General features: G+C 65.1%; 14 protein-coding genes. All 14 read left to right on the top strand.

The window, feature by feature from the left end; genetic code table 11:
• The first annotated feature begins 132 nt into the window (after positions 1-132).
• The 14 genes from K0H49_RS28030 to K0H49_RS27965 all read left to right on the top strand — a co-directional run bounded on the left by K0H49_RS28030 (position 133) and on the right by K0H49_RS27965 (position 13,135).
• Complete coding sequence (locus tag K0H49_RS28030; protein ID WP_219219821.1) at positions 133-1,299, top strand: YybH family protein; 1,167 nt, start codon at positions 133-135, stop codon at positions 1,297-1,299.
• Positions 1,300-1,340: 41 nt separating this feature from the next.
• Positions 1,341-2,723, top strand: a complete 1,383-nt coding sequence (locus tag K0H49_RS28025; protein WP_257625260.1) for a L,D-transpeptidase family protein — start codon at positions 1,341-1,343, stop codon at positions 2,721-2,723.
• A 395-nt stretch (positions 2,724-3,118) separates the two neighbouring features.
• A complete protein-coding gene (locus K0H49_RS28020; protein ID WP_219219818.1) occupies positions 3,119-3,328 on the top strand; it encodes a Flp family type IVb pilin in 210 nt (69 codons plus the stop codon).
• Positions 3,325-3,828 (top strand): A24 family peptidase, encoded by a 504-nt coding sequence (locus K0H49_RS28015; protein ID WP_219219816.1) that lies wholly within the window; start codon positions 3,325-3,327, stop codon positions 3,826-3,828. Before K0H49_RS28020 ends, K0H49_RS28015 begins: the two co-directional genes overlap by 4 nt.
• A 61-nt stretch (positions 3,829-3,889) precedes the next feature.
• Positions 3,890-4,891: a Flp pilus assembly protein CpaB gene (gene cpaB, locus K0H49_RS28010; RefSeq protein ID WP_219219814.1), complete on the top strand. Its 1,002-nt coding sequence runs from the start codon at positions 3,890-3,892 to the stop codon at positions 4,889-4,891.
• 122 nt (positions 4,892-5,013) lie between these two features.
• A complete protein-coding gene (locus K0H49_RS28005; protein WP_445206040.1) occupies positions 5,014-6,231 on the top strand; it encodes a type II and III secretion system protein family protein in 1,218 nt (405 codons plus the stop codon).
• Between the two features lie 30 nt (positions 6,232-6,261).
• Positions 6,262-7,554, top strand: a complete 1,293-nt coding sequence (locus K0H49_RS28000; RefSeq protein WP_219219812.1) for an AAA family ATPase — start codon at positions 6,262-6,264, stop codon at positions 7,552-7,554.
• A 2-nt stretch (positions 7,555-7,556) separates the two neighbouring features.
• Positions 7,557-8,867, top strand: a complete 1,311-nt coding sequence (locus K0H49_RS27995; protein ID WP_219219810.1) for a CpaF family protein — start codon at positions 7,557-7,559, stop codon at positions 8,865-8,867.
• A complete protein-coding gene (locus K0H49_RS27990; RefSeq protein WP_219219809.1) occupies positions 8,854-9,837 on the top strand; it encodes a type II secretion system F family protein in 984 nt (327 codons plus the stop codon). The genes K0H49_RS27995 and K0H49_RS27990 overlap by 14 nt, the downstream gene beginning before the upstream one ends.
• Complete coding sequence (locus K0H49_RS27985; protein ID WP_219219806.1) at positions 9,834-10,799, top strand: type II secretion system F family protein; 966 nt, start codon at positions 9,834-9,836, stop codon at positions 10,797-10,799. The genes K0H49_RS27990 and K0H49_RS27985 overlap by 4 nt, the downstream gene beginning before the upstream one ends.
• Complete coding sequence (locus tag K0H49_RS27980) at positions 10,796-11,761, top strand: hypothetical protein (protein WP_219219804.1); 966 nt, start codon at positions 10,796-10,798, stop codon at positions 11,759-11,761. Before K0H49_RS27985 ends, K0H49_RS27980 begins: the two co-directional genes overlap by 4 nt.
• Positions 11,758-12,108, top strand: coding sequence for a DUF3613 domain-containing protein (locus tag K0H49_RS27975; protein ID WP_219219801.1), 351 nt, complete (start codon positions 11,758-11,760; stop codon positions 12,106-12,108). The genes K0H49_RS27980 and K0H49_RS27975 overlap by 4 nt, the downstream gene beginning before the upstream one ends.
• Before the next feature lie 32 nt (positions 12,109-12,140).
• On the top strand, positions 12,141-12,629 hold the full coding sequence (locus K0H49_RS27970) for a TadE/TadG family type IV pilus assembly protein (RefSeq protein ID WP_219219799.1): 489 nt from the start codon (positions 12,141-12,143) through the stop codon (positions 12,627-12,629).
• On the top strand, positions 12,629-13,135 hold the full coding sequence (locus tag K0H49_RS27965) for a TadE family protein (protein ID WP_257625258.1): 507 nt from the start codon (positions 12,629-12,631) through the stop codon (positions 13,133-13,135). The genes K0H49_RS27970 and K0H49_RS27965 overlap by 1 nt, the downstream gene beginning before the upstream one ends.
• The last annotated feature ends 14 nt before the right edge of the window (positions 13,136-13,149 follow it).

Here is a 13,149-nt window from a genome sequence, read left to right as displayed (position 1 = left end):
CCGCAGCGGTCCATGCCCTGCGGGCTTTCTGCTTCTGAAGGGGAGCTCTGCTCCGGTGGCCAGGGCCCGGGACTTCCTGCGCCGGCCCCACCGGAACCGCTCGCATCCGTGAATCCACCAGATCGATCAGGTATGAAGAACGTGTTTGGAAATGCAGCAGCCCGCCATGCGGCATCGCAACCCTCCTTCCGTCCCCGTGCCGGGTCGGCCGCGGCCACCGCGCTGCTGGCGGCCATGCTCGCGCTCGGCGGCATGTCGGCCGCCCACGCCGCAGCCGAGCACGACGAGGTCGATCGGCTGACCCAGGCCGGCAAGCTCGACGAAGCGACGGCCAAGGCCGATCGCTATCTGGCCAGCAATCCACGCGACCCGCAGATGCGCTTCCTCAAGGGCGTGATCCAGATCGATGCCGGCAAGCGCCCGGAAGCCATCGCCATCTTCACGCAGCTCACGCAGGATGCACCCGAGCTGCCCGAGCCCTACAACAACCTGGCCGTGCTCTACGCCGCGCAGGGGCAGTTCGACAAGGCGCAGTCCACGCTGGAAAGCGCGATCCGCACCAACCCGAGCTATGCCACGGCGCAGGAAAACCTGGGCGACCTCTATGCCCGGCGCGCCACCGAGGCCTACAGCAAGGCGATGCAGCTCGACCAGGGCAACAGCGTCGTGCCGACCAAGCTGGCAGTGATCCGCACGCTGTTCGCGGCACCGGGTGCGGCCGCCGCGGCGACGGCATCCGCCAAGCCCGCCGTGCCAGCGAAGCCGCCCGCGACCGTGGTCGCTGCAGCCAGCCCCGCGCCCGCCCCGGTCAAGGCCGCCGCACCCGCTGCCGCGCCAGCACCCGTGGCACCGCCGCCTGCTGCACCGCCGGCTCCCGCCGCACCGGTCGCTCCGCCGGCCGCGGCGCCCAAGCCGGCCGCTGCACCCGCGGCACCTGCCGTCCCGGCCGCCACGTCGACAGCCAATGCCGCCGTCGGCGCCGCGGTGCATCGCTGGGCCTCGGCCTGGGCCGCGCAGGACATGGACGACTACCTCTCCGCGTACGACAGCAGCTTCGCGCCGCCCGGCGGCCAGACCCGCAAGGCCTGGGAAGAAGAACGCCGCGCGCGCATCGTGGGCAAGACCGCGATCAGCGTCGACGTGCGCAACCTCGAGATCGAGGTCGAAGGCAACACCGCCACGGCCAAGTTCCGCCAGGCCTACCGTGCCGATTCGCTCAACGTGAACAGCCGCAAGACCCTCGAGCTGGTGCTGCGCGACAAGCAATGGCGCATCCGCAAGGAAACCGCCGGCCGGTGAACGCTGCTGCAGGAAGTGGCCGGCCGCCCGCAGGACCGGCGATGAGCTGCGCGGGGCCGCAAGGCCCGCGTCATCTGCTTCGCATCGCCTTGCTGCTGGCGATGGCCACTGCGCTGCCAGCCCTGGCCGCACCGCCTCCCGCGCCATCGCAGCCACCGCACCGCGCCAAGGCCAAGGTGCAAGCCGAGGCCAAGGCACCGCCACAGACCAAAGCACAGGCCAAGCGCGGCAAGACGCCACCGGCGCCCGCCGCCAAACCGACGGCACGCGCCGAACGCCCCGCCCGCCCGGCCCCCGCCGCCCTGCCCATGCGACCGGCCGCCGGCGCCGAAGCCAGGTTGATCGAGGTCTACCGCCTCTTCGGCCGCGGCCAGAGCCGCGAAGCATTGGCCGCCGCACAGAAGCTGGTGGCAGACCAGCCCAACTTCCAGTTGGCGCAGCTGGTCTACGGCGACCTGCTCGCAGCCCGGCTGCCGCCTGCACGTCGACCATCTCAAGCGCGGCCCGATGCCGATCCGCAGGCCCTGAGCGAACTCGCGGACGAATCACGCCGCCGCCTGCAGGCGTTGCGCGAGCGGCCACCGCCGGGCACCGTGCCCTCGGCCTTCGTCGAACTCGCGCCCAGCATCCGCCACGCCATCGCGGTCGACACCTCGCGCTCGCGGCTGTACCTGCTGGAGAACGGCCCGCAAGGCCTGCAACTCAAGGCCGACTACTACATCTCGGTCGGCAAGTCCGGCATCGGCAAGCAGGCCGAAGGCGATGCACGCACGCCGCTGGGCATCTACCACGTCACCAGCAACCTCGACCCGAAGACTTTGCGCGAGTTCTACGGCATTGGCGCGCTGCCCATCAACTATCCCAACCCCTACGACGTGCGCCGCGGCCGCACCGGCAGTGGCATCTGGCTGCACGGTACGCCGCGCTCGCAGTACGCCCGCGCGCCGCTGTCGACCGACGGCTGCGTGGTGCTTGCGAACAACGACCTGCAGGAGCTGATCCGGCGCGCCCAGATCGGCGCCACGCCGGTGGTGGTCGCGCAGAACCTGCAGTGGACCGCACCGGCCCAGCTGCAGGGCGACAAGCAGGCCTTCGACAAGACCCTGGCCCAGTGGCTCGATGCGCGCGCAGCCGGCGATGCCGCCCGCCTGCAGAAATTCCATGCCCCGGATTTCCGGCGCATCGGCAACAAGAAGACCATTGATTCCGCCCAGGGAATTACAGAAGACATCCGCGCGGCAAATGGCCAGCACCTGCTGCTCAAGGATGTCTCTTATTTGCGCTGGAATGGTGAAGATAACACCATGGTCAGTTCATTCGGCGAGGTGGCTGCAGGCCAGCGGACGGGCCGCCAGCGCCGGCAATACTGGATTCGCCAAGGCACGGAATGGCGGATCCTGCAGGAAGAGGTCTCAGGATCGTAATCCTTTGGTATTCATTCGATTCGGGCTCGCGAACTGCAATGTGCCGAATAACCCTGCAGTCGTCTCATTCGGGTGTTGCGTGTTCCGAAGGTGTCACCGTAACAACACCGTAACGCGCAACGCACCTCCAGTTGCGCGACCTTCCAACCTTTACGCAAGCCGTTGATTTTCAACGGCTTTTTTATTTTCCGTTGCCGTTTCACGGCGAAGGGCGCCTCGGCACGCCCGTTGCATCATTGTCAGGAAACATCACAAAAGGTGACGAATTTGACGTTTGTTACCGAATGTGAACTTCCAGCCTAATTGAACTGCCCTCTTACATTCAATTACGATCAAGTCACCGTGGATCGCGGTAATTTTTTCGAATACATCTTCCATTTACTGAAGGAAAAACCATGTCCAACGCAATTATGAAGTTTCTGCGTGATGAAGAGGGTGCAACGGCAATTGAGTACGGACTGATTGCTGGTCTCGTTGCAGTTGCGCTGGTAGGAACGCTCACCGCACTGGGCGGAGATTTGGGAAAGCTTTTCGCCAAAGTCAGCGGCACAATTACAACTGCAATCACGCCGCCTACCACCCCGACCACCCCCACCACTCCATGATCCTAATTTGGTCGTTGTGGATTTTTTTGGTTGCGGGCCATGACCTCCGCCGACGTCGTGTCCCGAACTGGCTTGTTCTGTTCGGCGCGGCATTCGCTTGCATCACCCTTCTCATGAATGCGCAACCATTCGGCATTGACTGGCTGAGCGCCATCGCAGGGGCGGCTGTGGGCTTCGGCTTTCTGCTGATCTTCTATGCCACTGGACTCATGGGCGCAGGTGATGTGAAGTTCGCCGGCGCGCTGGGCCTGTGGGTCGGACTGCAGGCGCTGCTGCCGATCTGGATCGGAGCCAGCCTCTTAGCGGGCGTTCACGCCGTGGTCTGGTTGGCGTTGCGACGCTGGCCCTACTTCCCCGCAATAGCCATCGCTTTGTCCGGTACGCCGGTTGCCAGCAATGACGAAGCAGGGCCACAGAAACGACAACGACACATCCCGTTCGCGGCTTATCTAGCGATTGCATCCATAGGCTGGCTGGTCTCGGGCAGCCCCAAGCTTTGACAACGAACGGCGCTCGCGGCTCGTACACAGCCGCTCAGATTGACCCTCTTCTCTCCGCTCCATGATCCACCTCACCAAAATCATCGCCGCGCTGCTGGTGCTCGTGGCGCTCGCGCTGGGCATCTATGCCTGGGTGTTGAGCCGCCAACCGCCCCCGCCACCTCCCGCCGTCACAGCTGCTGCCACTGCGGAAAAGGAACAGAAGGCGCTGTTCCCGGTTGTGGTGACGGCCCGCGCCGTTCCGGCAGGCGAACCCATGACGGCCGAATCGTTACGCGTGGAGCGTTTGCCGATCAACCCCTCTGGGGCCTTCCAGGAGGTGGAAAAGGCTGTCGGAGGCATCCCGGTGACCGACATGGGCGAAGGCACACCGGTGCTGGCGAACCAGTTGGTGACGGGCCTCGCACTGCATGTGGTCGCAGGCGAACGCGCCCTGGCCGTTAAGGCCGACGAAATGATGGGCGTGGGCAACCGGATCCGGCCCGGCGACTTCGTCGACGTGTTTTTCACGCTCAAGTCCGACGGCAAGGACGTCGACCGTTCGCAGGCGCGGTTGCTGCTTTCGCGGATGCGTGTGCTGGCCTATGGCAGTGCATCGGTGGACGGCTCGCCCTCGCAAGCTACGGAAGGCAAGGCCGCTCAGTCGCAGCAGCGCATCGAGGCCGCACGCACGGTCGTGCTCGCCGTGCCCGTGGCCGACGTCAACCGGCTTGCATTGGGGGAAGCCACCGGCCGCTTGCTGCTGGCGTTGCGCCACCCGACCGACCTGAGCGAACCCGATCCGGCGCTGTTCGCCGAACTGCCTACTGCCCTTCAGCCACAAGCGCTCAAGGCCGGCGCACCGGCACGCGGACCGCTGGAGAACATCGATCGAGCGCAGGCCGGACTCACCACAGCCGACCTCGTGACCGGTGGCGCCTCGGCGATGGCCCGTAACGCAATCTCCGTGCGTGGCACGACACCGAACGTCGCTCGAACGGCGCCCACCGCGCGACCGGCTCGCAGCACTAGCACCGAAGTCGAATTTATCCGCGGCGACAAGCGCGAAACGTTGAGCTACTGATGGCCTCTTCCCACCAGCCCCCGGCCGCCCTCATCCGAGACGGAAAAAATATGCCCGACCAGCCGCCACGCGCGACACGCCGTCGTCTTTTTCATCCTGCACTGCTCGCATTGAGCCTCGGCATGGTCACGGCAGCGCCTGAGTTGTTTGCCGCAGACATACCCACGACTCTCGCTTTGGTTGCCGGCACCCAGCAAGAATTGCTGATCGACAAGGGCGTGGAGCGTATCGCCCTCGCCGACGAGGCCGTTGCGACGGTGCTCGTGACGCGCAAGGCCGCAGGCAACGTCGCCGCACGGCTGATCATCACCGGCAAAACAGCGGGCCGCACCACGCTGATGGTCTGGGAAAAAGGCAGCAATGCTGCCACTACCTACGCCATCGAAGTGCAGCGCCGCACTGCCGTGCTCGAGGGCACGGTCGACACGGTTGCCGCGCACCAGCGGGCTCGCGACACGCTGACCACCTCGCATGCCGACAAAGCGCCGCTGGTTGATCGATCGAGCATCAACGTGCGAAGCCATTCCGTCCAGGTCGACGTCAAGGTGGTGGAGTTCAATAAGAGCATGCTGAAGGAGGTAGGCATCAACCTCTCCTCCTACGGCGCCAACAGCCACGGCTTCAGCTTCAGCAACACGCCAGCCAGCGTGCTGGCAGATGCATTCAATCTGGCGCTGGGCTTCGGCAATGCGAACAAGGGTCGCGGCATGACGCTGACCCTGAGCCTGCTCGAAGGCAACGGCCTGGCGCGCGTGCTGGCCGAACCCACGCTGGTCACCACTTCGGGACAAAGCGCAAGCTTCCTCTCGGGCGGCGAACTCCCGATCGCGGTGCCGCAAGGACTGGGCTCGACAACGATCGAATACAAACCCTACGGCATCGGCCTGACAGTCACACCGACCGTGCTGTCGGACGACCGCATCGTGCTCAAGGTTGCGCCCGAAGTCAGCGACCTCGACTATGCCAACCAAGTCAATCTGAACGGCGTTCCGGTGCCAGCGATTTCCACCCGCCGCGCCGACACCACGGTCGAACTGGGTGACGGCGAGAGCTTCATCATCGGCGGACTGGTCAGTCGCACCACGTCGTCCAACGTCGATAAGGTGCCATGGCTCGGAGACATTCCGGTGCTCGGCACCATCTTCCGCCAGAGTAGATACCAGACGAACGAGAAGGAACTCGTGATCATGGTCACGCCACGCCTGGTCAAGCCGATCGCGCGCGGCACCGACCTGTCGGAACAACTGCCTGGCAGTTCGGAGCAACGCAACGGCCCCGTCTGGCGCACGATGTTCCTCGACCCCGCCTCGCGCTCGGCACTGCCAGGCTTCTCTCGCTGAGCCCCCGTCGGACACTGCCCCAGGCTCCTCATGAACGCCCCCCTTCGCGCTCCCGACATCGGCATGGACAGCTACCTGTTCGCCTCGAACAGCGGAACGCACATCACCTGGCTGCTGCATGCGCTGCAGCGTGGCGGCACGGTGGTGCCGGTCACGCCCAGCATCGAGACGCTGGACGCACAGATCGCCACCATCAGCCCGCGCGCCGTGTTCCTCGACTTTTCGCAGGACCATGCCGCCGCCATCGAGATCCACCAGCACTTGAAGCGCGACTGGCCGGCCTTGCCGGTGCTGGGCACAGGCTCCGCCAGCGAGCCCACGACCATGCTGGCGGCACTGCGTGCCGGCGTCGACGACTTCATCGACATGGCTGCACCCGCCCAGGACGTGCTGCCCACGCTGCGCGCCCTGCTCGATCGCCGCGCGGTCCACCGTGAGCAGAAGCGGGGCCACACGATCGCCTTGCTCGGCGCACGCGCCGGCCTCGGCGTGACCACGCTGTCCACCCACCTGGCCTTGCTGCTGCAGGACCAGTTCAACCAGGTTGCAGCGAACCGCACGCCAACCCCGACCGAGGGTGCTTCGGACGGCCGACGCGGCGTCGCGCTGCTCGACCTGGGCCTTCCCGCGCGCGACGGGCTGCTCTACCTCGACACCCAGAGCAGCTTCAGCTTCGTCGACGGCGTGCACAACCTGCGCCGTCTCGACCAGACCCTGCTGCAGACTGCGCTGGCACACCACACGGGTGGTATGGCCGTGCTGCCCCTGCCTTCGAGCCTGGCCCAGGTGCGCGAGATCTCGCATGCCGATTCGGTGGCACTGATCAAGCGGCTCAGCGAGCACTTCGACTTCCAGATCGCCGACCTGGGCGGCTTCTCCACCATCGACTTCATTGCGCAGACCGTGCAGGAAGCCGACAAGACCTGGGTGGTGTGCGACCAGAGCATCGGTGCCATCGTCTCCACCGCCAACCTGTTGCGCGACCTGCAGGCCCGTGGCATCGAGCTGCAGCGGCTCTCGCTGGTGATCAACAAGATCGACCCTGGCGTGGGGCTGTCGGCGCGCGATATCGCAGCACGGCTGCGGCTGCCGCTGGCGCACGTGCTGCCCATGCGGCGCACGGCCTTGCTGGCCGCATCGAGCCGCGGCGAGATGCTCGCGCGCGTGGCGCGCAACGACCCTTACGTGCAGGCCGTGCTCGGCATGGTGAATGCGCTGCACCGCGAATACGGTGACGTCGCGACCCCGCCCCCCGCGCGATCGCCCTGGAATGCGTTCATGACGCAATTCGCCGGCAAATGGAAAAGCCCTAGAGAGCACTGAGCATGTCTACCGATATCGAGTTTGCCGACGACAACGAGGCGTTCCTGGTCTCGCAGCAGTTCCAGGACATCAAGGGCTGGACGCATGACCACCTGCTGAGCCGCATCGAGGAACTGGGGGCCGAGTTCGGCCGCTGGTCGCGCGCGTCGATCCAGCAGTTCGTCGAGCTGGAGCTCGACAGCTTCGTGCGGCTGCAGCGCGTGCCGATCAACGACCGCGAGATGCAGCTCATCGCCGATGCGCTGACCAAGGAGCTGGCGGGCTTCGGCCCGCTGGAAGACCTGCTCAACGACCCGGCCGTGGAAGACATCCTGATCAACGGCCACAAGCAGGTCTATGTCTCGCGGCACGGCAAGCTGGTGCGCGAGACGATCCGCTTCTCCGATGAGGAGCATGTCCTGCGCATCGTGCGTCGCATCTTGGCGCCGCTAGGCCGCCGGCTCGACGAAGCCAACCCCATGGTCGATGCGCGCCTGCCCGACGGCGGACGCATCAACGCGGTCATCGAGCCGCTGGCGATCGACGGCATGTCGGTGTCGATCCGCAAGTTCCGCAAGGACCCGCTCACGCCGGCCGACCTGGTGCAGCTGGGCACCTTCGACGCCGGCATGGCACAGTTGCTCGAAATCGCGGTCAAGGCACGCTGCAACGTGCTCGTCAGTGGCGGCACCAGCTCGGGCAAGACCTCGCTGCTGAACGCGCTCGCCACCTTCGTGCCCGAGCACGAACGCGTCGTGACCATCGAGGACACTGCCGAACTCTCGCTCGGTCACGCCCACGTGGTGCGGCTGGAAAGCCGCCCCGGCGGCTTCGACGGCGCCGGCATGATCTCGATCCGCGACCTGCTGCGCAACAGCCTGCGCATGCGGCCCGACCGGATCATCGTGGGCGAAGTGCGTGGCGCCGAAGTCATCGAGATGCTGCAGGCCATGAACACCGGCCATGACGGCTCGATGGGCACCATCCACGCAAGCTCGCCGCGCGAATGCCTCTACCGGCTCGAGATGCTGGCAGGCTTCGCGGGCTACCAGGGCAGCGAAACCAGCCTGCGCCGGCAGATCGCCAATGCGGTCGACTTCATCGTGCAGATCGGGCGCCTCTCGGGAGGCCAGCGCCGCATCCTGTCGATCTCGGAGATCACGGGCGTCAACGACAGCGTGGTGGCCATGCAGGAGCTGTACCGCTACGACCCGGTCGTCGGTCCGGATGGCCAGGAACGTGACCGCTGGATCTCGCTGGGCATCGCGCCGCATTCGCCCAAGGTGACGCGCTTCCGCCAGAGCATGCAGCGCGCGGGAGATGCTCGTGCCTAAGGCCTTCCTGATTCCCGCGATCCTGGCGCTGCTGCTTGCTGCGGCGGCGCTGATGCTGTGGCACTGGGCCGGTCGACGACAGGGCCGCCTGATCGCGGACCGACACGTCGGTGCGCAGGTCCACAAGCGCGCAGCGGGCGACGAGCCGGCATTCGATGTTCGCCGCAGCGCTGCACCCGCGAATGCCATGACCGACCCATGGCTCATGACCGGTACGACCCCGACAGCGCGCAAGACCGGTCTGGATGCGATCGTGCTGCCTGGCTGGCTGGACAGCGTCGCTACGACACACGGGTTAGCTGCAGGCTTGGGAGTCGTACTGATGATCTGCGTGGTCATCTTTGCACTTGCGGGCGGCATTGCCGCCGGGGGCGCGCTGATGCTGTTGCTGGTGATTGCATCTTTCAGCCTCTGGCTGCGCCTGCAGAAGTTCCGAAAGACGCTGGCGGCCCAACTGCCCGGATTTATCGATGCCATGGTGCGCCTGATCACCGTCGGCAACTCAACACAGGCGGCATTCCAACTGGCCGTGGAGACCACCAAGGCGCCGCTGCATGGTTACCTCGAAGGTGCCACTGGCTTGATGCGTGCCGGTGTGGAACTCGACCAAGCGCTGCATCAGATGGCGGAGAAAGTCCGTGTCGAAGAGATGTACTTACTGGCCTCGATTCTCGGCCTGGGTGTGCGCTACGGCGGGCGCGCTGACGTGCTGCTCGAACGCGTGGCGAATTTCATGCGCGACCGCGAGCAGGCCCAACATGAACTCGTCGCGATGTCCTCCGAAACGCGGCTCTCGGCCTGGATCCTGGGCCTGCTGCCAGTCGGTGTGGGCTCGGCCATCGTGATGCTCAATGGTTCGTACTTCGTTCGGATGTGGAACGATCCGACGGGGCAGATGATGATCTTTGGCGCGGTCGCGCTGCAGATTTTCGGCGCGTTGCTCCTCTACCGACTGGCGCGAATTGCATGAACCTCACATCTGCACAACTGACCACAGTGAGCCTCGTACTGCTGGCCGTAGGCCTCGCATTGGCGGGCGGCCTGCTGATTGCCCGTGAAGTGAGCCGCGCGCGCAGCGACCAGGCGATTGGCCGCGCGATCCGGCGCGGCACAGTGGCCGACGCATCGACGAAAACCACAAATCCCAGCACCGAAATTCCGGACTTCAGCCGGCCAGACCAAGGTCTGCCGACCCACTGGCTGCACACGAAGCTGGGTCGCGCGCTGGTGGCCGACGAGGACCGGCGACTCATCGACCAATGCGGTTTTCCGTCGACACGCGCGCAACTCGTGTTCCTCGTGGTACGCCTCGCACTGGCGCTGTTGCTACCCTTGCTTGCTTGGCTGTTCCTCAATAGCACTGGTTTGCTTCCGCAGTACCGCGGACTGACGATGGCCGTCGCGTTCGTTGTTGGTTTTTTGCTACCCAAATGGGTGCTGGGGCGATACGCAGTGGGGCGGCGTGAGCGTGTCGCGCACGAATTGCCACTGTTCGTCGACCTGCTGCGACTATTGCAGGGTGTGGGCCTGAGCCTGGACCAGAGCTTGCAGATCATGGCTGCTGACTTCGGGCACGTACTGCGCATCCTGTCAAGCGAACTGGACATTGCCAACCGCCAGTACAGCCAGGGCCGCACGCGCGAACACTCGCTGCAACGGCTCGCCACGCTCTACGACAACGACAACCTGGCTGGGCTCGTCGCACTGCTGGTGCAGGTCGACCGCCACGGCGGCGCCGTGCAGGAGCCGTTGCAGAAATTCAGCGACCGACTGCGCGAGCACCGACGCATGGAGCTGAAAGAGCGCATCGGGAAGATCACCGTGAAGATGACCGGCGTCATGGTGACGACGCTGCTGCCAGCGTTGATCATCGTGACCGCAGGACCAGGCTTCCTGGCCGTCATCCGTTCGCTGGGAGCCATGACCAAATGAAATCACTCGCACGACACCCGACCTGGGCCACTGCGCTGCTGTTGTTCGCTCTTGGCGGTTGCGCCGGCACCAAGAGCAACTACCCGGCCGCCGCCGAGCAGCAGGAACGGGTCCAAGCCGCGGCCGCAGCCGATGCGAGTGCAGTGGTGACCGACAACGCCGCCACCTATCTCAAGCTGGTCGACCGCATGCAGCGCGACGGACTCTGGTTCGCCTCGCTCGCGCACATCGATGCACTCGAACAACGCTGGGGCGCGTCGCCCGACTCGATGCGGATGCGCGCCGATGCCTTGCGGCAGACTGACCAGGCCGACGAAAGCCGCAAGCTCTACGCCAAGCTCATGGGCACGCCGCTCGAAGCTGCGGGCTACCGCGGGCTCGGGCTTCTCGCAGGCAGCGATGGGGCCTATTCCGAAGCCGTGCGGCTGCTCGAGCAGGCGCAACGCCGCACGCCAACCGACGGTGTGCTGCTGAGCGATCTGGGCTACGCGCAGATGCGCGCCGGGCGCCTCGCCCAAGCCCGAGTACCGCTGATGCAGGCACTCCAACTCGCTTCGGACAACGTGCAAGTACAGGTCAACGCGACGCTGTACCTGCAGGCCAGTGGCCAGCTCGCACAAGCCGAGGCGCTGATGGGCGCGAGCAAGATGCCCGAGGCCACACGTGTCGCGATCCGTGAAGCGGCGCTCGCGCTGCCGCTGGCGGCAGCTGCTGCTACGCCGGTCGCGCTTGACGCTCAGCCTGCGCCGGTCGCGTCCGTGGCCGCTGCGCCGGAACCTGCCACGACTCCGGTGCCGTCGGTAGACGCTCGTCCGGCGCTCGCGCTCAAGACATCCCCCTGGCCGCGACGCGTGCATGTGCTGGTCCGCCCGCAATCCGAGCCTACAGCCCTTGCGGCAGCCAGCACCGCCGAGGCCACCGAGCCCCTTCCCTCATCGCCACCGACCGGAGCGCAACCATGACCCACCTCTTCTCTTTGCGTACCTGCGCCCCGTGCTCTGTCGCGCTCCTGGCTGCCTTTTCGATCGCCATGCCCTTGCCGACGGCGGCCCAGCAAGAGGTCGCACCCGATGCTCAGGTCGCAGCCGTAGAACCGCAACCCGCGTTGTCCGTGCGACTGCAGGTCGGGGACGCAACGCACAACCTGCTGGCCATGCAGCGCGAAGGCAACGTCGCGTCAACGATACCGCGCCCTCTCGCGGGCGACGTTGCGACTCTCAGCTACCAACGCTACCTCGACAGCTTCAAATTCCCGATTCCGGAAAAGTTCAGCGCCACCGTGCAAAAGTCGGGTAGCGGTAGCCGATAGCCAACGCCGTGCAAAACCCGCTACTGCACGCTATGACACGTCGCCCCATTGCTCACCACCTGCTGCGTGGCGCGCGCCGGCAGGACGGTGTATATGCGATCGAATTCGCTTTCGTGTTCCTGATCTTCTTCTCGTTGGTCTATGCAGCACTCTGCTATGGAATTTTCTTCACGCTGAGATTCGGCTTGCAGAACGCGGCCGAAGACGGTGCCCGGGCGGCACTCCGACATCAAGTCAACCTGCAGGCGCGTGAGGCGAAAGCCGAAGCGGTGACACGGCAACAAACCAGTGGGTGGCTGCCCGTGGCCCTTGGCAGTAATGACGTGGTGACAAAAATTTGCGAAGTGGAAAGCAAGAACTGCACTGGATTGCGCTGCGGCACCGAATGGCCTCAACGTTGCCAGATCGAGGTCACCATCACAGTCCGGGGAATGAACAAACTGCTTCCGCTGTTGAATTTCGCTATGCCCGACACAATGGTCGGGCAGGCGAGCATGCTGCTAGACAGTCGAGGCCTCTGATGGTCGTCTCACCCGATTCATGTCGCCGACAACAAACGCCGCGCCGGCAAAGCGGCGTGGCGGCGATCGAATTCGCGTTGGTTTTCACGCTGCTATTTCTGGCTTTGTACGGTATCGCGACCTTCGGCGCGGTGCTTTACTTTCGACAAGCTGTGGCCCGTGCCGCAGAAGACGGAGCGAGGGCTGCAACCTTCAGGCCGAAGCTGATGGGCGCGGTAGCTGCCGATCGCCTCCTTGCGATCGACGAAATCAAAAGCGTCGTGCATGACGCGCTGGCGAACTCGTTGATCGTCCCGGTCGCACAGAACACCGATGCTGCGACCCGGCGTAAATGGATCGTCGACACGGTCAACGTCAATGTTGCGCCCTCTGGGACAGCCGTAACCGTGACCGTGGGCTATCCGTACGACAAGAATCGATTGCTGCCCTCCATACCCTTTTTGGATATCAGCCGATGGATGCCTGGCAACCTGACGAGCAAGGCGACTGCGGTTGTCAGCTCCTAGAGAACAAAGCGAAT

Origin of the sequence: Variovorax boronicumulans (genome assembly GCF_019352895.1) — a bacterium.
Lineage (GTDB): Bacteria > Pseudomonadota > Gammaproteobacteria > Burkholderiales > Burkholderiaceae_C > Variovorax > Variovorax boronicumulans_A.
Note: the sequence above shows the minus strand (reverse complement) of the source record. Positions and strands in the feature narration are given on the sequence as shown.

Bases quoted from the DNA above. Each gene is read 5' to 3' on its own strand.
- K0H49_RS28030 (WP_219219821.1), top strand. From the start codon at position 133: ATGAAGAACGTGTTTGGAAATGCAGCAGCCCGCCATGCGGCATCGCAA.
- K0H49_RS28025 (WP_257625260.1), top strand. From the start codon at position 1,341: ATGAGCTGCGCGGGGCCGCAAGGCCCGCGTCATCTGCTTCGCATCGCC.
- K0H49_RS28020 (WP_219219818.1), top strand. From the start codon at position 3,119: ATGTCCAACGCAATTATGAAGTTTCTGCGTGATGAAGAGGGTGCAACG.
- K0H49_RS28015 (WP_219219816.1), top strand. From the start codon at position 3,325: ATGATCCTAATTTGGTCGTTGTGGATTTTTTTGGTTGCGGGCCATGAC.
- cpaB (WP_219219814.1), top strand. From the start codon at position 3,890: ATGATCCACCTCACCAAAATCATCGCCGCGCTGCTGGTGCTCGTGGCG.
- K0H49_RS28005 (WP_445206040.1), top strand. From the start codon at position 5,014: ATGGTCACGGCAGCGCCTGAGTTGTTTGCCGCAGACATACCCACGACT.
- K0H49_RS28000 (WP_219219812.1), top strand. From the start codon at position 6,262: ATGAACGCCCCCCTTCGCGCTCCCGACATCGGCATGGACAGCTACCTG.
- K0H49_RS27995 (WP_219219810.1), top strand. From the start codon at position 7,557: ATGTCTACCGATATCGAGTTTGCCGACGACAACGAGGCGTTCCTGGTC.
- K0H49_RS27990 (WP_219219809.1), top strand. From the start codon at position 8,854: ATGCTCGTGCCTAAGGCCTTCCTGATTCCCGCGATCCTGGCGCTGCTG.
- K0H49_RS27985 (WP_219219806.1), top strand. From the start codon at position 9,834: ATGAACCTCACATCTGCACAACTGACCACAGTGAGCCTCGTACTGCTG.
- K0H49_RS27980 (WP_219219804.1), top strand. From the start codon at position 10,796: ATGAAATCACTCGCACGACACCCGACCTGGGCCACTGCGCTGCTGTTG.
- K0H49_RS27975 (WP_219219801.1), top strand. From the start codon at position 11,758: ATGACCCACCTCTTCTCTTTGCGTACCTGCGCCCCGTGCTCTGTCGCG.
- K0H49_RS27970 (WP_219219799.1), top strand. From the start codon at position 12,141: ATGACACGTCGCCCCATTGCTCACCACCTGCTGCGTGGCGCGCGCCGG.
- K0H49_RS27965 (WP_257625258.1), top strand. From the start codon at position 12,629: ATGGTCGTCTCACCCGATTCATGTCGCCGACAACAAACGCCGCGCCGG.